Genomic DNA, 21,918 nt, shown 5'->3' with positions numbered 1-21,918 from the left:
ATTAAATTTCCTCCCAACGTTCTACTTCGATAATAGCATTCCCTCGTTCAATAACACGGACGCGTTCGAACTTGTCTAAGGACTGTTGAGAGGAGGCACTCCAAGTATCCCCGCCTATTTTGACAATGCCATAATGCCCTTGACGAATGGGCTCCACGACTAGACCTTCCCGTCCAACCAGATCCGTTCCCGAATCCTGAAATCCTCTGGATGTACGTACCCGCTGAACCAAAGGTCTTGTGAACACGGTTAATCCGAGTGCAACTACACATCCAACGACTACTTGCCAAAGAATAGCATCCGGCACGATCCAAGCTACAACCGCGGCCGCCGCTGCACCAATACTTAGCCATAACAAGTAAAATGTTAAAGTTAACATCTCAAAAATAAGTAATACGCCAGCAATAATGAGCCAAATTAACCAAGCATGCATCAGCAGATGCACCACCTTTCCGTAGGTATACTTATATATACGGAACATCTAAAGCAACGTATTCAATTATATTACCACAAAAGGATTTATTTGGTATTAGGTTGATAATAAGCGGTAAATGACACATTTGCGTCAATGATACTGCCTGGAGGGGATACCTCGTAGGGTTTCTCAAAAGTAAAGGAATCTACTACAAGCAGACGAGGCAGCTTTTGAAGCTCATCCATCCATGCACGAATTTGCGTAAGATTCCCTTGAATGGTCGCCGTCATATTGACTTCTTTGACAGATGGGAAAGGAGATTTCTCATCTCCTTTAGCTATACGAATATGATTCATCGTAGGAATAGTGAACTGCACGTCCTTCAGAGAGATCGACGTTTTTTCGCTAATCGTCTTAAAGTCACGAATGATTTGCTCTGTATTCTCTACAGCAGGTAAGGCTTGATCCATGACGCCATTCGCTGCATTCTCCTGAGCGGCTGCATTCAAAGAAGCGATCTTCTCCTGCATTCTTGCATTTTCCTCAGTCACTAAGCTAATCTCTTCTTGCTGAGCATGATCTTCTGTCCGAACAGGTTGTACGGCCAGCACATAAAACCCTATTAAAAGAACAAACATCAGAATGATTGCTAAGATTAAGGCATTTCGGTATTTAGAAATACGTTCCGTCCATTCTACCATGTTAACCTGCCTCTCCATTCGCAGACTGATCCGCATTTTTCATTAGGATTTTATATACAGCCGTGTAGATCTGAGCTGCTCCCGCATTCCCATTATCCTGGGTTAGCTTAGTGATCTCCGTGCTCACTGCAAAAGGCAGTTTGCGTAGACTAGCTAAATACGTGGCCGCATCAGACATGGATGTGAAACCTACCGTTACATTGAGCTCTTTATTCTGTGAATAGGCTGCATTCATAAGTGCTCCCCCTACCGGAAGGGGACGCTGCATGGAATCTACAACTTGGACGGCATCCATTTTCATTTCATTTATTGAAGCAATTATATCCGCAGGGTTAGTCACTTGATTAGCACCCCCTGAGCTCAGCTTGTTCAATTTAACTTGAAGCTGTGCATTTTCTTCTTGTAACACTTGCAGCTGATTCGAATGCTGGTTCACATGGTTATGTCCTTGAACATAGAGAATACCTGAAGCTATACCTCCTAATAACCACAGCGCCCCTAGAGACATTACAAGCATGGGGTAGATCCTAGCCTCTCGATCTTCTTGCGGATAAAGATTAATACTTCGTATCGCTCGATCTCTAATAGCTGCACCAACGGCCATTCTGTACATTTCTAGCTCTGCGTTGGAAGCGCCCTCTGCAAAACGGACCAGGCTACGAATATTTAGTTCAGCATGTGAAAGCTCCAACTCATGTTCTAATTGCTCTTGCAAATCAGATCTGCCGCTGATAATGATATGGCTAATTCTTGAATTTCCATCATGAAGACTATATTGATAAAAGTTAAGCATACGAGAGATTTCCGCTGTAATCTCAACAATCTGACTCGATGAGAATCCAGATGACCGCTCCTTAGTAGCACCGAGCACACTCTCTTCATCTTTTTCCAGTTCTATGGGTAGGGCATATGAGTCCGCTTCCTGTAAATCTAAAGTACGCATAAATACAGGCTGTCCATTATGAAGCATATGGATATCGAGTAGCCCCGCGTCCAAATGAATCAGCATTACATCGGGCGATGCTTCTTCCTGCTGTAAGGATGCATGCTGAATAGCTCGGGTTAGCGCCGTGGCAGAAGTCTCCACAGATTTTACTTTGACGCCGGCCTCCGTCAGCACCTGAATATATCCTTCGATAAGTTCTCTGGGAGCCACATACACAAGAAGGTGAGTATGATCCTCATCCTGACTCACCGTAATGTAATCATATACAGGGTAGTCAAACGGTAAGTGCAGCGCCGTCTCAACCTCAAGCTTCACTAACTGCTCGATTTGCTTCGGTTGAAGACTTGGAATCGACATTCTACGTATAATAATCTGAGAAGGCGGAATGGAAAGATTGACCTCGCTCCCCTTCAGCCCTTCCTGCTTCACCCACTGGGCAACAGATTGCCCTAACACAGATCGGTCTGTAATTTCATTCTCTATAATCAGACCACGAGGGAGCGTCAAGCAGCCTTTGCTCTCCATCTCGGATGATTTACTTTTTTTTAATCTGACATAACGTATAGCATTCTGCTCAATCGTAATTCCCACCCGGGATGAGCTTATTCCGAACATAACTGCTGCCTCCTAACCGATGAGCGAGAGATACCCGCCGATAATTTCTGAACCATATCCATAAGCAATTAGTGTTCCTATCATCAAAAATGGACCAAACGAAATCGGCTGGCCTCTCTTCACCTGCCCAGTCAACATCAGCCCGCCCCCCACTAACGTACCGATAGCGCAGGCTAACAACAAAGCTAATAGCGTATTCGGTAACCCTATACACCATCCGCATAAAGCAAACAGCTTCACATCTCCTATCCCCATCGCTCCTGTGATGAGTACGATGAGAACTAGAATGCCGCCACCCGCTATCGCGCCTAAACCGTGACTCCACAGAGAATGAGCAGGCCAAATAATTACCAGGATGATGAACAAGGGGGCGAAGAACATCAAAATTTTATTAGGAATACGCATATATATCATATCGGCTACAGACACGATGATCCCCATACTCACAAGGGTAAATCCAATGAGGGATTCAGTTGTTATTTCTTTTAGATTGAAAATCCATAGGAATAACAAGCCTGTCATTGCTTCACTGGCAGGATATAACCAGGAGAGTCGCATCCCGCAGTAACGGCAGCGGCCTTTAGATGCTACATAGCTTAGAAGAGGAATTAAATCTCTCGCCTTGAGCTTGGTTCCACAGCCCGAACAATGTGAGGGAGGATGGACAATGGACTCGCCTACCGGAATACGTGAAGCTACCACATTATAAAAAGAACCCATAATTAAGCCTATTAACGTTATATATAAAGCTATAATGATCGACATTTAGGCAAATCTGCTTTCGTCTTGAATTTGAAACAGGAACCGGGTTACGGTTCCTGAGATGTGAAAAAATATTTCATGTATTACTTTCTTTTAGCTTTAAGTACATCATCAGAAGTATATATTATGTCTCCCTCTGAGGTTGTAATAGTAACAGCTGCTGCACTATCTAACACCCCATTAGCATCGAATTTCACGTTACCCCCTGTGATTTGTGCTTTAGTACTAGGAAGCAATAGTTTTTTATCGAGATAACCCTTACTCATAAGTGTAGAAGTTGCATCATCACCATTTATAGGAACTGTTTTATTCTTAAAATCCCCATTAAGCTCGCTGATTACGTACAATCTTGCCGCATCGTAGATCTGGCCAGCCGTTGCTACGTTTGCATCTTGCTTCGTATTGCTGAGAATACCTGAAATCAGTGGAATAGCAATAATTGCAATGATACCGATAATTACGATAACCGCTAGTAACTCAATCAATGTGAACCCTTTCTCTTCTTTACCTAACTTCTTTAACCTTGCATTCATTGCTCTTGCTAACATGTGAATTCCTCCTAAATTTTTCATTCATTTTCTGATTCTTAACAATTGTACTCCGTCATCGACATGGGCATATCTTGTGCTTACTATGACCTATAAAAGATCACCGCAGATTAACCCATCTGGTTGTAAATGCTGAACATCGGCAGCATAATAGCTGCGACAATCAGGCCTACCACGCCGGCCAAAAACACGATCAACAGCGGTTCGATGAGCGATTTCAATCGGTCTACGGTGTTCTCTACATCCATCTCGTAGAAATCAGCTACCTTTTCCAGCATTTGATCCAGTGCCCCGGTCTCCTCACCAATAGCGATCATTTGCGTCACTAGTGGGGGGAACACCCAAGCTTGCTTCAGCGGTTCAGACAAAGGATTCCCTTGCCGTAATGAATCGCCCGCTTTGCGTATGAATTGCTCAATCACTTTATTCCCGGCGACGCCTTCCACAATCGCCAGGGCTTGCAATACAGGGACCGAACTTGCGTACAACGAGGAGAAGGTACGTGTGAACTGAGCAATCGCACTTTTTTGCATTAATTTTCCGAATACAGGTATTTTAAGCTTCGCATAATCAATCCAGTAGGCTCCCCGTTCATCCCGCTTCATTAATTGGTACCCCGCTATACCTAGGACAAGCAACATCGCCCAAATATACCACTGATGTTGAATACTGCCGCTTAGCCCTAGCACGATACGCGTTACTACAGGTAAAGTAGCATTCATCGAAGCGAACATGGTCACGAATTGAGGTACAATCGCCCACAGGAGATAGACGACGGATGCGATTGCTAGAATACCTACGGTCATTGGATACATGAGCGCTGACTTAACCTTTTCCCGTGTCTTATACTGCTTCTCAAAAAAGATAGCTAAGCGCTCCAGCGTACCTTCCAGATTGCCGGATTCCTCTCCCGCGCGTATCATGCTGACGAACATCGTCGGGAAAATTTTGCGATGATCCAGCACTGCCTGAGAATAAGGCACACCCCGCATTAAGCTCGAGTGTATATCTAACAACGCTTTTTTTAGGGCCTTGCTGTCCGTCTGTTCGGCTAGAATGACCGTAGATTCTACAATGGTTACCCCCGCACGAATCAAGGTGGCAAACTGTCGGCAATAGATGATGAACTGTATAGTTTTGACGGGATTGCCTAGATAAATATCTTTGGAAAAGATAGAATTGTTCTGTTCTTTTAGTGAAAAAACGGTCACATTCCGCTTCCGCAAATCTTCCATAGCGGTAGATTTATCTGCCGCAGTCAACTTGCCCGTCAGATCACGACCGCTAGCCGTCTTCACACGATATTCGAATTGAGGCATTAGCTGCTGGCCTCCATCAAATAAGGTTTGGCTGTAATATGATCAAGCACGCCTTGCTGTAGCAGTTCCCTTGCCTTCATGTCCATCGTATGCATCCCTAACTGCCGGCCTGTCTGCATAATGCTTTTGAGCTGATGCGTCTTCTCTGTACGAATGAGATTGGCCGCAGCCGGCGTATTTAACAGCACTTCAGTTACACACACACGGCCTGAAGTTTTGGGACTAGGTAGTAATCGCTGCGAGATTACGGCGGTAAGCACAGAAGCTAGTTGAACACGAATCTGAGACTGCTGAGATGCAGGGTAGGCGTCAATAATTCGGTCAATAGTCTGTGGTGCATCCGACGTATGTAAGGTAGCCAGCACCAGATGTCCCGTCTCGGCCGCAGTCATGGCCGCTGAGATCGTCTCCAAATCCCTAAGTTCCCCCACCATAATAACATCGGGATCTTGCCGAAGTGCGGCCTTAAGACCTTGTGCAAATCCAGTCGTATCCACCCCTATTTCACGCTGATGAATGAGAGAAAGACCCGGACCATGTAAGAACTCCACAGGATCCTCTAAAGTAATAATGTGTTTATGCTGAGTTCGATTAATCCATCCCACGATGGCCGCTAAGGTGGAAGATTTGCCGCTACCCGTTGGCCCGGTTACAAGGATTAACCCCTGCATTTTTTGAGCAAGAATCTGAATAATCTGAGGAAGCGCAAGGTCCTCAATGCTAGGAATCACCCCCGGCAAGAGCCGTATAGCTAGACTCGGTTCATTCTGCTGACGATAAATATGAACACGGTAGCGTCCCACACCCTCAATTGCGTAAGCGAAATCTCGTTCCTCTTCCTCGGGCTTATCCGTAACACGTTGTGTACGAAGCAAATGAGAGGTCATTTCCTGTATATCAATAGGATTGTTCATCTGTTCTCCCAAGGAACGTAGTACACCGTCCACCCGGATGACTGGAGGAGAACCCACTGAAATGTGCAGGTCAGAGGCTCTAAGTTCCCCAGCTAATATTAGTAGTTCATCGATGTGACCTGTCATGTCAGCGCCCCCTTAATGTGATACCGTCTCACGAAGTACTTCTTGCAGTGTGGTATAGCCTAAGGCTACTTTGGACATGCCATCGTTCATTAGACTCACCATGCCCTGTGCATAGGCTTCTTGCCGAAGCTCTTGAATAGAAGCTCCACGCGTGATGCTCTCACGTAACCTCTCATTAACCACTACGATCTCATGAATAGCCATCCGTCCTCGGTAGCCTGTCTGGTTGCAGTTACCGCAGCCTTTCCCGCGATATAACACATCAACATCTAATCCATGATTGTGTAGCACAATGGACTCCTGCTCGGTTGGCGCTACGGCTTTTTTACATTCTGGGCAAATCCTTCTTACCAGCCGCTGTGCAATAACCCCCACTAAGGAGGAAGCAATAAGATACGGCTCAATCTCCATATCTCGAAGTCTAGTAATTGTACTGACTGCATCATTTGTATGTAGCGTAGATAATACTAAATGACCGGTGAGCGAGGCCCGAATTGCAATCTCCGCCGTTTCGTTATCACGAATTTCCCCTACCATAACAATATTTGGATCTTGCCGAAGTATAGAGCGCAGACCTGCTGCAAATGTAAGTCCAATCGATGGATTCACATGTACTTGGTTAATTCCCTCTATCTGATATTCCACGGGGTCTTCCACGGTAATAATATTGGAACTTTCCTCATTAAGATGATTGAGTGCGGAGTACAATGTAGTTGTTTTCCCACTACCTGTAGGTCCTGTAATCAAAATCATGCCATATGGGTTCTCAATAATAGACTGGAAGGCTTGTAAGTCCCGATCACTGAAACCCAGCTGATCAATAGCCTTAACTCCTGTACTCAAATCTAGTAGACGTAATACTAATTTCTCTCCATGAATGGTAGGCAAAACTGAAACTCGAATGTCTACCATCCGCAGATCGAATTGCAGCTTCATCCGCCCGTCTTGAGGAAGGCGTCTTTCTGCAATATTCAGCTTTGACATAATCTTGAGCCTCGCCGTGATGAATCCTTGCATCTGCTTAGGAATAACCCGCTCGGTACGTAGCAATCCATCTATTCGGTAGCGAATCGTCACATGATTCTCAGCTGGATCTACATGGATATCTGACGCTTTTAAATGAATAGCCTGCTGAATCATCTGATTGACCAGACGTACGATGGGCGAGCCTTCATCCGTAATCTCTGTTTCTTCAATTTCTTCTTGTGTAGGAAGCTCCACCATCATCTGGCTCATCGAGTCCCGAAGCCCATAGTGTCTTGCGATGGCTCGCTGGAGTTCATCCCGGGTAGAAATAGCCGGCTCGATGCGGAAACCTGTAGTCATTCGTAGATCTTCAATCGCAAAGTAATCCAGTGGATCTGCCATGGCTACCATCAGCTTGCCACCTTCCTTCATAAAAGGAAGCACCTGATAACGCTTAGCCATACTCTCAGGGATAATCTGCGTGAGTGCAGGATCGATCTGATATTTAAAGAGACTGACATGAGGTATGCCTAGCTGAAACTCTAGTACTTCTATTAATTGCTGTTCCGTAATGTAACCTTGAGAGATTAGAAGGTCACCGAGTCTTCGCTTCGTCTTCCGCTGTTCTTGGAGTGCTTCTTGCAGCTGTTCTTCGGCGATCACGCCATTTTCAACTAGCAAATCTCCTAATCTCTTTTTCACTACGGCCATGCCCTATCACCTCACACTTTTCTTTATTGGTATCTTCCAAAAAAATTCTATAAGGCGTCTACCTTAATTTCGTATAATCTGTTAAAAAATCCCTAATTTATAGTGAAATAGTCTACTAATCATCTATGATTGTTACGCTTACTATGGTACATTATTCCTAAATTGATTTATATCATAACACTAGTTAATTTACAATAATTTTACAGGACAAAAGAATGAACTTTCTAGTAAATAAGTCCTTTCGCAGTAATTGAACATTTTTATCAAATCTAAGGAGGTTGTCCTCTCGTGAAACGTATGGCTTATGTAATTCCTATTCTTGCCCTTTTGCTCCTGGTGACCGCTGTATTTTTCAAGGTGAATGCTGAAATCCCCAAACCATACCCGCTGAAAATACTTCAAATTATAGACAACAACAGCACCGCGACCTCGCCATACAAAACGACGGACCTTACCACTCTAATGAGCAATCTGACGGGAGTAACGGTTACCGTAGAGAAAGTCAGAATGAAGCATTTTGTAGCGATGCGAGATGAGCTTGATGGGAAGTATGATGCTATTTTTGTGGATACTGGACTTTATAGTATAGCGGGCGTACAAGGTTCTTCACACGAGACAACCGATGTAATGAACGATATCACTAAGCTTAAAGCCTCTCAGATTGTATCCAGCTATATTAATAAAGGTATGCTTGTTATGGTACATAACGATGTCATGAGCAAAACTGACAAGAAAAGTAATCTGTATAACTTATTTGCACCTTTTGTTACCTCACCTAAATCTAATGTCTGGTTCGTGGGTGCTGATCAACTTAAAGTTCCAGCTGGGAATAAAAACACTCCTTTAACTGATAAGCTCAATGCCAATATAACTCTGTTGAAACTTCGTCCTAGAATCGATTTAGATGCGAGCAATGGGCAGAATATGAAGCCTACCGATTATGCGACCGATCAGACTAAAGTTTATGTTGCAGGAGACAAGCTAGTATTCAAATTTAATGTGTACAATATTGAGAATATTAAGGACCGTCTAATTCAATCCAATCTTTACTTAGGGATTGATAAGGTACTTACGTTTGATGAGAATCAAATGGTTGCTTCGACCTCAATTACGGGGACAAGTGGGGAGATTAGTTATGAATTACCTAAAGCTTATTCAGGACTACTGTACTGGCGCCTGGATCTAGTCGATCAAGCAACCAAGATAAAGAGCTATGAAACGGGCACCATTCATTTCAAAGATGAGAAAACGGTAGTTCGTGTTCTGCAAATCCTTCCAGGAGGTGAAAATAGCTCCTTATTGAAGGGAAACAATATGAACGCTGCCTATTTAGGCAGTGATTCCGACGATTACAAAATTAACCTGTCTGTCATGCAATCCAGTGAATTTGTTACTACGGGTTATAAAGACCTTAACGGTAAATACGATATGATCGTCTTTGGTTTCCGGGACGAATACAATCAATTTGCTTCTCTTACGGCAGAATCCGCTCAGGCCGTTCACAACTTCATATCTACGGGACAAGGGGTCATGTTCACCCATGATACGATTTTCAGAGACGAAGCAGATACGAGTAATAAGTATTGGAAACTTTGGGTTGATAATTTCCAGCAGGATACAGGGCAGATTGCACCCATGACAAACCTGGGTCTAAGTGCCCCGAACAAATCAACCTCGACCACCAATGTTAATGATGGATTACTTACACAATATCCATTTTATCTTACTAAAGGTCTCTCAACTGGAACGAATGAGAGGCCACTTATTAATCTGACACATAACCAGTATTTCACGCTGGACTTAGAGGATCCTACCATTGTGCCCTGGTATAATATCACTGGTGGAAAAAGGGATGAAGAAGATAGCTGGAATCATTTTTATACGTATTCGAAAGGGAATGTGACGTATTCAGGTACAGGGCATACAAATTCAAATTTCCCCGATTGGGAACAACGACTATTCGTGAATACGATGTACCGTGCATTCATTGGTTCTAACCATGCACCTACGATAACAGTTCATGCGCCTTTAGCAACTGATGTCATTCCTTCTTATCAAAAATTGCTTGTAAGCTATACTGCCAACGACTTAGATCTAAAAGACCGTAATGTTACAACAGGCTTTAAGTTCATCATCAACGGCAAAGAGACGACGATGCTTCCCGAAAGAAGTGTACAATCTGGCAGTGTTATTAATATGACATTTGACAATCCCCTTCCTGAAGGCGGAGATATGTCTATCCAAATTGTTGCTCGTGACCGTCAAGGAGCTGAATCTAAAGTCACTGTTCCTATTAAAATCGTTAAGGTCACGGCGAATCTGCAGACGAACCGGACACTCTCTGCCAATGTAATCAACGGCAAAGTGGAGAAGAATGACACGGTGACTATGCATTATACGGTAACCCCTAAACCTATAGCTTACTTTAAGGTGAAGGACAATGATCAAATTACGATTAAAAATGTACAATTCAGCGAGACACTTCCTACTAACCTTGAGATAATAACTCTTCCTGTTAATAGTTCTGCAGCAAACTTTCAAAAAAGTGGATCTCTAGGTGCAGGTTATACGATTTCGGGGAATTTAAATTCTATCGTCTATAGACTCTCGGCAGACCGACTAACCTATGTGGCTGATCCGATTTCATTCGATATCGCTGTCAAACCAACCCAAAATGGAATCTATACGTTAAGAAATTCAAATCTTACTTTTATTGATATCGGTAATTCAACTACAAAATCACTGCAATTTCCTACCTATGTTTTTGAAGCGGTGACCAAACTTACCAAGCTGACGTTAGATGACTATACACTTATCACAGGAGATAAAACCAGATTAATACCACGTTACGAACCTAATGATGCTAGCCTCTTAACTTATACATGGACAAGTAGCAATCCTGAAATCGTCAGTGTGAATGAAAATGGTATCATTGAAACTCATGCCGTAGGAAAAGCTGTCATAACGGCTAAGTCTATAGATGGAAGCAATCTAACCGCAACGTCGCAAATCACTGTCATCCGACCCGAACTGATTATTACGGGTCCTCATAACGTCTATAAAAATCAGACGATCTCGCTCAATAGTTCACTTATTTTGGATGGGCAAAATATAACCTCGTTGAAATGGACTGTTTTAGAAGGTGCTAACTTTGTGCAACTATCTGATCCACAGAATCAGTGGAATACGAACATCAAAGGAATTGCCTCTGGAAAAGCCGTTATTGGACTTGTAGCTCAAACGGAGAGTCAGGTTACACATCAGAAATATACGTATAATGCATCCTATGAAATTAACGTATCCAACCCTATGACGAGTATAGCTCTTGAGGGTTCAAGCGAGGTCCAATTAGGAAATCAGATCGATCTAAAAGCAACATTCTTGCCTTTGGATGCAGATCAGACCCCTTTTACTTGGAAAGTCACCAATGTTGATGGGACACCTACTACCCTTGCTTCCATCACAACCTCTAATGAGACGGCTGTACTAACAGGGAACGATGCAGGCACGGTAAAAGTGAGCGTAACTGCGGGTACACTAACTGTAGAGAAGCTGATAGATATACGTCTTCTTCTTCAGCTCCCACTTAGTATGACCCTGCAAGAAGGCTCTCCAGAGTATCATTTATTAAATGATCTAAGGCCATTCGGACTTAAGGACACTGTACGAAATCAATTAATATGGACCTCTAAGGACAGTACTATTGTTAAAATTCTAAATCCTACTAGTGGGGTTATTATCGCTGGGCAACGTGGAATAACCGCAGTGACCGTAACCCTTAAAGACCACCCTAACATCACTGCTACTATAGTGGTGAAAGTTGATTCCAAAGAAACAGATGACCGCTATTAATCGACAGTCCTAAATTACAAAAGACAAACAACCCACAGCTAGATGGCTGTGGGTTGTTCTATATAGAAGTAGACGCATAAAAGTACAATTGTGCAAATCAGTCCTGCGGCATAAGCTGTAAAGCTCCCATGCTAATATTAACCTGCCGCACTCTTGGCAAACTCGTATTCTGATCTTCAAATACTTGTTCGTTATACTTAACTTCGAACCGCTTGAGTGACGTGCCTTCCGTCTGAGGACTAAAATCTATCGTCGATCCATTGCCAGTCGCAGAGCCGAGTACAGCATGAATCGTTAAGTCCCCTTTAGAGAAGAATCCTCCATTAAGCAAGAAGGCCGAACCTACACCGTACAACTCCGCTGTGTCTTCTGTATAAAAAAAGGCTCTGAGCGAAGCAGGTGAAGCATTTTGAAAGGCATCATATCGATTCACTAAAATCTTACCTTTAGAGATCAGTACAAGCTCTTTCTGATTTAACCCTGTAATTGTGGCATCCTCAATCGTTGTCTTCCCCATCACAAACATTGTGGAATCAAAAGCCACCTGTCCACGAATTATCACTTTCCCAGTAACCAATACATTCCCCCGAATCTGCAATGGTTGAGACTTATAATTATCAATGGTAAGATCCCCATCCACCACTAACCAGCGTCCGTTTCTCTTTGCTTCTTCCGTATAGCGTAGCCCTTCTTTCAGCGTATCCCCATCGATCGTCATCCCATTTTCAAATACGGCAGATTGATTCATATTCATCAGATTCCGATTTAACTCGTCTAGACCTTTGTTATAAATAGCTAATTTTTCATTATACTCCTTTAATGCCTTATCATAATCCTTTACTACCTTATCATAATCTTGAGTTACCTTTGCATTGTCATCGGTTGGAAAATCAGGTGCAGTTGGTTTCTCTGGAAGTCTTAAACCCAGAAACTTAGTCGCTGCTGTTGGGTCCTGCAAAAGGTAACTTCCAAGATGGCCAATGTTGTTACGTATCTGATCCCGCCCGTTCTCCGTACCTAGAGCTTCTGTCAATTTGTCTAGAATTGATTCATCTAAATTAATAGAAACAAATTTTTTCTTATCTTTAATCTGAAGCAGTTCCGAGTCTGTACTGTGCAGCAGTGTTGGGTACATTGTCGGCCAAGTATTTTCTGTTAAGGGAATGTAGTTAGATCCCAGCCGCCGATTGCCTTCTTGATACTGAATATCATGTATGGAAGAGACGTTCAGCAAGCTTCCATGGGCTAGAGTAGGGAATACGGTATTTTTCTCGCGCTCCTGCTTATTGTATTTGTAATAAGCATAATCGTTAAGTAACAGCTTCTGCCCTGCATACACATTGCCTTGAATTTGAGCCGCTCCATTGATGATTAGGTTACTCTCAGAGCCTATCGCATATTTCAAGAAATCTGGAAAGGTATCAATCGTAACATCCTGTTTGAGCTTGCGAAGCACGCCATTGACTGTTGCCTTCACAGTTATCGTTAGATGGTACAGTATAGAATGATCGTTAGCATTAACGGTCATGTTGTTATAAGTTATATCTACAATTTCTCCTTTTGCACTGGAGATCCCATTCACATTGAAGCCCGTGGTCACTTTTTTGCCTTGTTGACGAATTTGTGTTACAACATTTCGTAATGTGACTTCCAGCTCTTTGGGACTAATATCTTCCTTTCCCGCTAGACCTGCGCCAATGGCAGCCGCCGCTTCATCTACCGTTTTCTGAGCTAAATGTAGGCTCTGCACATCGTTCTCACGAGTCTCGGCTCGTTGGGCCCCTCCAATGGAAGCGCTAAGTACCGCCATACCTAAGATCGTCAGCATGAGCACTACAAATAGTACCATCACCAGTGCAGACCCGCTCTCTTCTTGCATTCGCTTCATGTTCAGCCCCCTATCTTCAAAAACCAAATTTGCTCTTCACTTCAAGCTGATAAGGCTTGCCGCCGCTCTCTTGCTGGAGCACCAATTGAATCGTTAGCAGGCCGCTTCTTCTTGAACAAGGCAACGCGGACTCACAGCTATCAAGTAACAAGGATGAGCCGTGTATGCCGGATTGACTTGGATCACGCTCTATTAATGTGGAAGCTATACTTACTTTCCCGACTTCAATGGGATCATTAAATCCAGCCCCAGAACCAAGACTGCCCGAAGTTGATGCCAGATCGCGAATATAAACCGCGCCATGTTGCAGCTTAATCTCGCGTTTCTTCACCTCAGTTGCCAAGCCTGACCCTTGCACTTCCTTTTCCAAAATCAGAGTCTGACTATCCTTGCCAGGGCTACTAATCCGATCAGGACCAAATGTATATAATTCCGTTATCACGGAAGACATCACAATATCCGCCTCATCCCGAAGGGCGTTCTCTACATGAATCTGGGTATAACTTTTAAATCCAAACATCAACACGGAATATATTAAACCCAATACCAATCCAAATAATGAAAGAACGGCAATCAATTCAATGAGCGTAAATCCCTCTTCCTTCATCCGACGCTTAACGAATCCGCTCATCTGTAATATAACCCTCCACTATCGTCTCATTTCCTTTGCTGGCCTTATTTCCCTGTCCTACCACCTTCACTTGCACCGGAAGCAAATACTTGGCTGCCTTCGTAGGATCTAAAGTGGGAACTTTAGTAGGATCTTTAGTAGGATCTTTAGTAGGATCTAGTTCATCCTTAAGCTGAGATTGATATTCAATTGTAACTTCATAAGTAATGCCATTAATCTCGGGTTGCAATATTGCGGGAAGGACGGCAGGGTTGGATATATTCAACAATTGATTATACGTTGTACAATCTAGCTGATTGCCTGTTCTTACACATCCACTCGGACTTATGCTCGTATGATTCTGATTAATAAAATAGTCCGACAGCGCATCGAATTCCATCTTCTCCATAAATGACAAAGCGTTCCGCCCCAGATTAACCATAATCGTCTTATTCTGATTCTGCTTGGAATACGAGAGTGCATTCGTAAAATAAGCGGTCAGAACCAAGGACACAATCGACAATATAGTAATAGCCGCCAATAATTCTACTAGTGAGAACCCTTGTTCATGATCTTTTCCTTGTACCAAATTGAACATTCACCTCATCTTAGGACCTATGTATCTGCTAAAATATACCTATTTCTCTCTTTTATTATATTCGCTAGATAGGTCTACAGCAATGAGTAATCCCACTCTATCCATGGAATAACCTAAGTACAGTTCTGATATTTACTTATGCAGGATAATTAAAGGTAGCCGTACCTAATGCAAATAAAAAACCCGGTCTCTTCTCTAGAGATCGGGCTTTAGGTGCAGCTGAACGTATCTTTTATAGCTAGTTCATTCTTGCGAAGTTGATATGATGTTTGTTATGACCACATTCCATTTGGGGATAACTTTTATCCTTTGCTTGCGCCCGAGGTAAGTCCATCAACGAGAAGTCGTTGCAAGAAGATGAATAGGATAATGATTGGAATCGCGATAAATACAGATGCCGCTGCAAACAAGGTAAAGTTACTGTTCTGAGAAGTGGAGACAATATCCCATAGTCCTACGGCAAGCGTCCAGTTCTCCTTGGTACGCAAGATTAGACGGGCGAAGATAAAGTCTACCCACGGTCCTACGAACTGCGTCAATGCCAAATACGTAAGCATTGGGCGAGACAATGGGATGATAATTCTTGTAAATATGGTAAAGTTCGTCGCCCCATCTATTCGGGCTGCTTCATCGAGAGAGCGTGGTATAGAATCGAAGAATCCTTTTGCAATGAGCGTTCCACCCAGTGGTGCCCCCGCAGCATATACAATAATTAAGGCCATATGAGTATCCAGCAAATTGAATTCTTTAAGCAACAGGAAGATGGCAATCATACTCATGAAGCCAGGGAACATCCCCAGTACCAATATCGTAGACAGCGTGGTCTTCCGGAGCTTGAAACGGAAACGTGATACTGCATAACTCGTTAAGAGCGTAAGCGTTACCCCAATAATCATAGATAACGTAGCAATTTTCAGTGTGTTCATATACCAAGTTCCAAACATAAACGTCTTGGAAGTGAACAATTCGCGGTAATGGTCCAGCGTAAAGTGATCAGGGAGAAGCGTCTTACTATATAGTGACTTACCAGGCCTAAAGGAAGCAATTACAACCCACAACGCCGGATAAAGAGCACAGATAGATAAGATCACAAGCACCAGATAACTGGCGGCAAGACGTAATTTATTTGCTGTTTTGAGTCCGATCATTGGATCATATCCTCCTCTTTGAATGATTTCGTCCGGCGATAGTTGTAGATCGAGAAGGTAGCCACAATGATAAAGATAATAATACCCACGGCGGAAGCCATATTATTCTTATTCTGATCAAGCGTCAGCTTATAGAGCCAAGTCACGAGCAAGTCTGTCGCGCCTGCATACTGATAATCCCCGACTACCGGACTGCCTCCGGTCAACAGGAAAATCGCATTAAAGTTATTGATATTTCCTGCAAATTGCATGATTAATGTAGGGGCTGTAGTGAATAAAATCATCGGTAAGGTAACAATTCTAAATTTCTGATAGGCGGTAGCTCCATCCACTTCAGCCGCTTCATACATATCGCGCGGGATGGTAGTCAAGACACCTAGAATCAGAAGCATCGATACCGGAATACCTACCCACATATTGACCACAATGACTGTAACCCTAGCCCAAGTCGGATCAGTTAGCCAAGGCAGAGATCCCAGACCGAAATATCCAAGGTACTGGTTAATTGGGCCGAATTGACCGTTGAACAAGTTACGCATAACTAGCAAGGAGATCAACTGAGGAATTGCGTAAGGTACGATGAGCAGCGTTCTCCATAGACCTTTGAACTTAATTCCCTTTTGATTAATCAGCAGGGCAACAAGCATACCTCCAAAATACGTTGTCACCGTGGAAAGGATAGCCCATACGATGGTCCAAGTTAATACACCATAGAACGTATGACTCCAGGATTTGAGTGTCACTAAGTTACGGAAAGTTTCGAAGCCTACCCAATCTACTAATTTCCCTGGCGGAATATGGTCAGGAGCCGCATAGTTCGTGAAAGACAACATGATCATGAAGACGATCGGCATGATGGTGAAGCAGAGAATGCCAATTGCAGGAATGAGTAACAAGGTTTGAGCAAATTTGTAATCCAAAATATATCGAACCGATTGTGAGAAGTTGTTGGCTTTGACGCCGGACTCTCTTAATTTCCCGGTCTGGTAAGCATCTTTGATATTGAAAATATAAGCGATAACAAAAGCAACTAGAGCTAGCAAAATAATTAAACTCTGAATCATAATGATGATTGAATGATCGCCTGCGACCATTTTGGATACACCATTCACTTTGACAAGATGATTGGCTCTGTCTCCCAAGGTGGTGATACCCCATATTGCATTTCCGAGACTACTAATGAAGTAAGTAAGGCCCAATATATCTACGATAAGAAAAAGAATCCCCTTAATATATTGGCGGTTATATATTTGTCCTAGACCCATACCTACGATGGATAAAACGCTGGCGATTGTACGTTGTTGACGCATCAGTCTGATGTTCTCCTCTCCGGTAGATCGGGGAATGACCCGCAGCAGCTTAGCAGCGGGTCGTCTTTAAAATTCCCTGATGTAGTCTACTATCCAATTCCCTGTGTGAATGACTGATCTTTATTTCGCGCCGTTGTTCAAATCTGCGATTTGTTTGGCTGCTTTGTCCATTGCTTCTTTAGGATCTTTGTTGTTATCCCAAATTTCTGGAAGCGCCGCATTTACAGGAGCCCATACGTTACCCATTTCAGGGATCGAAGGCATAGGCACGGAGTTCACCGTTTGTGCAGCGAAGGCAGACACGAATGGATCGTTCTTAATTTGATCGCTTTCAAGCGCTTCTTTGTTCGTCGGTACGGAACCTACTTTAGAGTTCAACAGAAGTTGAGCATCTTTAGAAGAAGCGAATTCTGCGAACAACTTGGATGCATTCGGATATTTAGTGTACGCATTTACGTACCAAGCTTTGATACCGGAGAAGGAAATAGCTGCTTTACCACCAATCGTTGGGATCGGAGCGATGCCGAGTTTGTCACCCAAACCTTGCTTGTAAGCATTCAATTCCCAGGGTCCTGTAATATCCATTGCTACGTCACCGGAGTTGAACAAGCTACGTTTGATGTCAGGCGTAATGTCGCCGCTCTTCACAGGTAGAATTTCTTTCAAACTTTGGTATGCTTTCAGGCCTTCAATCGCACCTGCATTGTTGATTCCGATATCGGATTTGTCTGTACCGTTCTTACCATAGATATATCCACCTGTAGTAGCGATGAATGGATAGTTGAAGTACATATTACCTGTTTCCCACATGATGCCGTATTTCTTCTTCGCCTTATCTGTGAAGGTCTTGCCAAAAGCGATCACATCATCAAAAGACTTAGGTGCTTCTTTTACAAGAGACTTATTATAATAAAGCGCATACGTTTCTGCGGCTCTTGGATATCCATAAAGTTCATTATTGTACGTAACCCCTTGCACAGAAGCGTCCGTATTGTTCTTTTTGGTCTCATCAGCAAATATATCGTTAGGCAGTAACAATTGTGCGCTCGCTGCTCTTCCCAAGTTATCATGTGGGAAAATAACCACATCGGCACCGAGACCTGTAGGTCCATCTTGAGTAAGTTTTGTCACTTGCTCATCTGGTTTTACTTCTTCAATCTTTACAGGCACTTTATATTTTTCAGTGAATTGCTTAGCAATTTCATCTGTGAAGGCTCTTTCATCTTTACTTTCCCAAATGACCAAGGTAGCTCCATCTTCAGGTTTAATTTCTGTTTTGTCTGCTGTTGGTTGTTCTGTTGTTGTGTCTGGAGCAGGTGCTGGAGTTTCCTCAGCGGATTTTTTAGGACCACAAGCGGTCATGGAAATCGCCATAGACAGTGCAGCAAGCAGAACCGTGAATTTCTTTAATTTCATTTGTATTAACCCTCCCGTTATTAGCGAATCCTTTACAGAAACAATGCGCAAACGATTTCATTAAACTTGATACAAGGTTGCAAATCCTCGTAATTTTCTATGTTTTAGCAAGATTTATAAAATAGAAAGCGCTTCATTCCTAAAAACATCATACAGCATCGATTAATCATAGTAAAAACGTTTGCATTGGTTGTTTTCCTGCAATATAGGGTTGATATCTCCATATTACTCTTTATTACTCCTTATATCGCAACGGATCACATTTTATGTGATCTTTTTTTCTTCATTTGATGCTTTATTCATGCTATAAATCCTAGGAAATTTATGCTCTATGGCATAACCAAAGGGACTAATTGATATCAGATTCAAAGTAATATCATCCACCTTTTAATCAATTACTATTTGTGATCGTGTACTCTTTTCTACCAGTAACTCAAAATGATATTCAAGCTTTGCTATATGGTTTATATACTCTTATTATTGATATTGTCACTATGAAAATGGCATGCTATAATCCTGTCCAATGTGACACGTACATACTATTTTACCATGATAATTTAAAGGCAATGTTTCCTTTCAGGTACATCCTCGGAGCCCATTAATAAGGTCCGGATGTGCTTTTTTGCTCTAATATTTCATCCAATTAGGAGGCAATTTACTTGAATTTAGAAGCGATCTACCACCGCCCAAAACTTAACTGGGCGTATGCCTATGACCATGAAACTATTCACCTCCGGCTTCGTGCTAAAAAGGGAGATTTAACGGAGGTTCATGCTTGGACTGGCGATAAATACGCTTGGGATACCACAGTCGAATTAGTACCCATGTATGTCATGTCTTCAGATCATCAATTTGACTATTGGGAATGCGAGGTTAAACCTCCTTTTCGCCGCCTAAAATACGGGTTTCTACTACACAAAGGTTCAGAGAAAGTATGGATGACCGAAAATGAAATTCTCAAAGATCTACCTCTTCATCCGGAAAGACTATTCGAATTTCCATACATCAATCCGATTGATGTATTTACGCCTCCAGCTTGGGTAAAGGAAGCCGTATTCTATCAAATCTTCCCCGAACGTTTTGCTAATGGGAATCCTTCCATAAGTTCAGATCAGGTAGAGCCTTGGGGCGGTACACCAACAAGAGATAATTACTTTGGGGGCGATTTACAAGGTGTCATTGACCATCTTGATCATCTTACTGAGCTTGGAGTGAACGCGATCTATTTTACACCGGTCTTTGCAGCTCAGACTAATCATAAATACGACACTCAAGATTACATGAAAATTGACCCCCAGTTCGGTGATGCGGACACTATGAAAGAACTTGTCCAAAAATGTCATGATCGCGGAATTCGAGTACTGCTGGATGCCGTATTTAATCATGCGGGTGCAACGTTTGCACCCTTCCTAGATGTCCAAGAAAAAGGAGATCAATCCAAATTCAAAGACTGGTTCCATATTCGGAAGCTACCACTTCAAGTTGAGCATGGCATTCCTACGTATGATACCTTTGCCTTTGAGCCTCATATGCCCAAGCTCAATACGGAGAATCCTGAAGTACGTGAGTATCTTCTAGGTGTGGCCGAATACTGGATTAAAGAAATTGGAATTGATGGTTGGCGGTTAGATGTAGCGAATGAAGTGGATCACTATTTCTGGCGAGAATTCCGGAAAGTCGTCAAGACAGCGAATCCAGACGCCTTCATCCTAGGAGAAATCTGGAACGAAGCTTCACCTTGGTTGGAAGGAGATCAATTCGATGCTGTAATGAATTATCCTCTCACCAATGCTATTACCGATTTCATTGTGGAGCGGATCTCGGATGCTAGTCAGTATGCAAGTGCTATCGGTCTGCAATTGTCGCGCTACCCTCGCCAAGCTAGCGAAGTTGCGTTCAATTTGCTAGATAGTCATGATACGCCGCGCCTACTCACTTTATGTGAAGGAAATAAAGATAAATTTAAGCTGGCGGAAGTTCTGATGTTCACCTATACAGGTTCTCCTTGCATTTATTATGGAGATGAATTCGGAATGGATGGGGGTGCAGACCCTGATTGCAGAAAATGCATGGTATGGGATGCGGATCAACAGGATCGAGATCTCTTCTCCTTCTATCAACAGCTCATTCGTATTCGCAGTGAGTTGCCAGCTCTACGTACAGGCACACTTCATTTTCTATCTGCCGAAGAAGGAAGCACTAAGCTCGTCTTTCATCGTCAACTGGACGAAGAGACCGTGCTGATCTTTGCCAATAATGACAACATCATTCAGACACTGGAAGTAAACGTAGAAGAAAAACAGTGGAAAGATAACTTTACGGGTGAGAAATGGATAGCTAAGCAGGGCAAACTGGCTGTTCGGCTTCCAGCCTATGGATATGCTATTCTTACGGCTATAGTGCAATAAACGAAGTGCCTGTTTTTTCTCATTTCACACCCCCCAATGATCTGGGAATGGCATGGTAGTACGCTAGACGAATGCTCTGCAATGACTCAATAATTGATACTTTGGCATATGACATTTCAGAAGAGGTGAACAGCTTGTTACACCATGTTGAACTATACGTCTCTAATCTCAGAAAAAGTACAGATTTTTGGGGATGGCTATTAGAAGAATTAGGATACGAACCTTATCAATCTTGGGAAGATGGACGGAGCTGGAAGCTGGGGCCAACCTACCTTGTCTTTGTTCAAACGGAAGCAAGATTTCTAGATATCCCCTATCATCGTTCTCGTGTGGGCTTAAATCATCTCGCATTCTATGCCTCTTCTCAGCAACATGTGGACCAACTCACAAGCCAGATTAAAGAACGCGGAGTCCAGCTGCTCTATCACGATCAATATCCATATGCAGGAGGGTCAGAGCATTACGCTGTCTTTTTTGAGGACCCCGACCGCATAAAGGTGGAAATTGTTGCTCCATGATAATGATCCACTTTTATACATAATTTGCAGTAAATTCATGAGATCAAATGAGGTATACGAATGTCGTATAACCTAGGTTATCTTAAGGGCTATTCTATTTACATTCCCCATCCTTTAGATTAAGATTACATTGTAAAAAAGCAACCG

17 protein-coding genes are annotated in these 21,918 nt (G+C 42.9%); 3 read left to right on the top strand and 14 right to left on the bottom strand.

Features of this window, described 5'->3' with window-relative positions; all coding sequences use genetic code 11:
• Position 1: 1 nt before the first annotated feature.
• The 8 genes from J2Z69_RS12850 to J2Z69_RS12815 all read right to left on the bottom strand — a co-directional run bounded on the left by J2Z69_RS12850 (position 2) and on the right by J2Z69_RS12815 (position 8,023).
• Positions 2-433 carry an NfeD family protein gene (locus J2Z69_RS12850; protein ID WP_209863167.1) on the bottom strand — a complete coding sequence of 144 codons (432 nt, stop codon included), beginning with the start codon at positions 431-433 and terminating at the stop codon, positions 2-4.
• Positions 434-519: 86 nt separating this feature from the next.
• Positions 520-1,116 (bottom strand): hypothetical protein, encoded by a 597-nt coding sequence (locus tag J2Z69_RS12845; protein ID WP_209863165.1) that lies wholly within the window; start codon positions 1,114-1,116, stop codon positions 520-522.
• A 1-nt stretch (position 1,117) separates the two neighbouring features.
• Positions 1,118-2,677: a pilus assembly protein PilM gene (gene pilM / locus J2Z69_RS12840; protein WP_209863163.1), complete on the bottom strand. Its 1,560-nt coding sequence runs from the start codon at positions 2,675-2,677 to the stop codon at positions 1,118-1,120.
• Positions 2,678-2,689: 12 nt separating this feature from the next.
• The gene (locus J2Z69_RS12835; RefSeq protein ID WP_209863160.1) at positions 2,690-3,442 is read right to left on the bottom strand and encodes a prepilin peptidase; all 753 of its coding nucleotides are present in this window, start codon (positions 3,440-3,442) and stop codon (positions 2,690-2,692) included.
• Between the two features lie 80 nt (positions 3,443-3,522).
• Positions 3,523-3,987 carry a prepilin-type N-terminal cleavage/methylation domain-containing protein gene (locus J2Z69_RS12830; RefSeq protein WP_245339281.1) on the bottom strand — a complete coding sequence of 155 codons (465 nt, stop codon included), beginning with the start codon at positions 3,985-3,987 and terminating at the stop codon, positions 3,523-3,525.
• Positions 3,988-4,097: 110 nt separating this feature from the next.
• The gene (locus J2Z69_RS12825) at positions 4,098-5,306 is read right to left on the bottom strand and encodes a type II secretion system F family protein (RefSeq protein ID WP_209863157.1); all 1,209 of its coding nucleotides are present in this window, start codon (positions 5,304-5,306) and stop codon (positions 4,098-4,100) included.
• Positions 5,306-6,346, bottom strand: a complete 1,041-nt coding sequence (locus tag J2Z69_RS12820) for a type IV pilus twitching motility protein PilT (RefSeq protein WP_209863154.1) — start codon at positions 6,344-6,346, stop codon at positions 5,306-5,308. The genes J2Z69_RS12825 and J2Z69_RS12820 overlap by 1 nt, the downstream gene beginning before the upstream one ends.
• Positions 6,347-6,358: 12 nt before the next feature.
• Positions 6,359-8,023 carry a GspE/PulE family protein gene (locus J2Z69_RS12815; protein WP_209863151.1) on the bottom strand — a complete coding sequence of 555 codons (1,665 nt, stop codon included), beginning with the start codon at positions 8,021-8,023 and terminating at the stop codon, positions 6,359-6,361.
• 297 nt (positions 8,024-8,320) lie between these two features.
• On the opposite strand from J2Z69_RS12815, the gene J2Z69_RS12810 reads away from it, so the two are divergent.
• On the top strand, positions 8,321-11,875 hold the full coding sequence (locus tag J2Z69_RS12810; RefSeq protein WP_245339296.1) for a DUF5057 domain-containing protein: 3,555 nt from the start codon (positions 8,321-8,323) through the stop codon (positions 11,873-11,875).
• Positions 11,876-11,972: 97 nt separating this feature from the next.
• Here the strand turns inward: J2Z69_RS12810 and J2Z69_RS12805 are convergent, their stop codons facing one another.
• The 6 genes from J2Z69_RS12805 to J2Z69_RS12780 form a co-directional block, all read right to left on the bottom strand.
• Positions 11,973-13,763 (bottom strand): hypothetical protein, encoded by a 1,791-nt coding sequence (locus J2Z69_RS12805; RefSeq protein WP_209863145.1) that lies wholly within the window; start codon positions 13,761-13,763, stop codon positions 11,973-11,975.
• A gap of 16 nt (positions 13,764-13,779) precedes the next feature.
• On the bottom strand, positions 13,780-14,394 hold the full coding sequence (locus J2Z69_RS12800) for a PulJ/GspJ family protein (protein ID WP_209863141.1): 615 nt from the start codon (positions 14,392-14,394) through the stop codon (positions 13,780-13,782).
• Positions 14,378-14,971, bottom strand: coding sequence for a type IV pilus modification PilV family protein (locus tag J2Z69_RS12795; protein ID WP_209863138.1), 594 nt, complete (start codon positions 14,969-14,971; stop codon positions 14,378-14,380). Before J2Z69_RS12795 ends, J2Z69_RS12800 begins: the two co-directional genes overlap by 17 nt.
• A 302-nt stretch (positions 14,972-15,273) precedes the next feature.
• Positions 15,274-16,119 carry a sugar ABC transporter permease gene (locus J2Z69_RS12790; protein WP_209863135.1) on the bottom strand — a complete coding sequence of 282 codons (846 nt, stop codon included), beginning with the start codon at positions 16,117-16,119 and terminating at the stop codon, positions 15,274-15,276.
• Positions 16,116-17,429: a carbohydrate ABC transporter permease gene (locus J2Z69_RS12785; protein ID WP_209863134.1), complete on the bottom strand. Its 1,314-nt coding sequence runs from the start codon at positions 17,427-17,429 to the stop codon at positions 16,116-16,118. Before J2Z69_RS12785 ends, J2Z69_RS12790 begins: the two co-directional genes overlap by 4 nt.
• Positions 17,430-17,549: 120 nt before the next feature.
• Positions 17,550-18,845: a sugar ABC transporter substrate-binding protein gene (locus J2Z69_RS12780; protein WP_209863132.1), complete on the bottom strand. Its 1,296-nt coding sequence runs from the start codon at positions 18,843-18,845 to the stop codon at positions 17,550-17,552.
• A gap of 659 nt (positions 18,846-19,504) precedes the next feature.
• Between J2Z69_RS12780 and J2Z69_RS12775 the strand changes: the two genes are divergently transcribed.
• On the top strand, positions 19,505-21,253 hold the full coding sequence (locus J2Z69_RS12775; RefSeq protein ID WP_209863129.1) for an alpha-glycosidase: 1,749 nt from the start codon (positions 19,505-19,507) through the stop codon (positions 21,251-21,253).
• A 125-nt stretch (positions 21,254-21,378) separates the two neighbouring features.
• Positions 21,379-21,771, top strand: a complete 393-nt coding sequence (locus J2Z69_RS12770; RefSeq protein ID WP_342591593.1) for a VOC family protein — start codon at positions 21,379-21,381, stop codon at positions 21,769-21,771.
• The last annotated feature ends 147 nt before the right edge of the window (positions 21,772-21,918 follow it).

The sequence above is a fragment of the Paenibacillus shirakamiensis genome, from assembly GCF_017874255.1.
Taxonomy (GTDB): domain Bacteria; phylum Bacillota; class Bacilli; order Paenibacillales; family Paenibacillaceae; genus Fontibacillus; species Fontibacillus shirakamiensis.
The sequence above is the reverse complement of the archived record's forward strand: the minus strand, read 5'-3'. Positions and strand labels throughout refer to the sequence as shown.

Excerpts from the sequence above, each read along its gene's own strand:
- J2Z69_RS12830 (WP_245339281.1), bottom strand. The coding sequence starts at position 3,987 with ATGTTAGCAAGAGCAATGAATGCAAGGTTAAAGAAGTTAGGTAAAGAA.
- J2Z69_RS12805 (WP_209863145.1), bottom strand. The coding sequence starts at position 13,763 with ATGAAGCGAATGCAAGAAGAGAGCGGGTCTGCACTGGTGATGGTACTA.
- J2Z69_RS12815 (WP_209863151.1), bottom strand. The coding sequence starts at position 8,023 with ATGGCCGTAGTGAAAAAGAGATTAGGAGATTTGCTAGTTGAAAATGGC.
- J2Z69_RS12785 (WP_209863134.1), bottom strand. The coding sequence starts at position 17,429 with ATGCGTCAACAACGTACAATCGCCAGCGTTTTATCCATCGTAGGTATG.
- J2Z69_RS12850 (WP_209863167.1), bottom strand. The coding sequence starts at position 433 with ATGCATGCTTGGTTAATTTGGCTCATTATTGCTGGCGTATTACTTATT.
- J2Z69_RS12800 (WP_209863141.1), bottom strand. The coding sequence starts at position 14,394 with ATGAGCGGATTCGTTAAGCGTCGGATGAAGGAAGAGGGATTTACGCTC.
- J2Z69_RS12820 (WP_209863154.1), bottom strand. The coding sequence starts at position 6,346 with ATGACAGGTCACATCGATGAACTACTAATATTAGCTGGGGAACTTAGA.
- J2Z69_RS12845 (WP_209863165.1), bottom strand. The coding sequence starts at position 1,116 with ATGGTAGAATGGACGGAACGTATTTCTAAATACCGAAATGCCTTAATC.
- J2Z69_RS12825 (WP_209863157.1), bottom strand. The coding sequence starts at position 5,306 with ATGCCTCAATTCGAATATCGTGTGAAGACGGCTAGCGGTCGTGATCTG.
- J2Z69_RS12780 (WP_209863132.1), bottom strand. The coding sequence starts at position 18,845 with ATGAAATTAAAGAAATTCACGGTTCTGCTTGCTGCACTGTCTATGGCG.
- J2Z69_RS12810 (WP_245339296.1), top strand. The coding sequence starts at position 8,321 with ATGGCTTATGTAATTCCTATTCTTGCCCTTTTGCTCCTGGTGACCGCT.
- pilM (WP_209863163.1), bottom strand. The coding sequence starts at position 2,677 with ATGTTCGGAATAAGCTCATCCCGGGTGGGAATTACGATTGAGCAGAAT.
- J2Z69_RS12790 (WP_209863135.1), bottom strand. The coding sequence starts at position 16,119 with ATGATCGGACTCAAAACAGCAAATAAATTACGTCTTGCCGCCAGTTAT.
- J2Z69_RS12835 (WP_209863160.1), bottom strand. The coding sequence starts at position 3,442 with ATGTCGATCATTATAGCTTTATATATAACGTTAATAGGCTTAATTATG.
- J2Z69_RS12795 (WP_209863138.1), bottom strand. The coding sequence starts at position 14,971 with ATGTTCAATTTGGTACAAGGAAAAGATCATGAACAAGGGTTCTCACTA.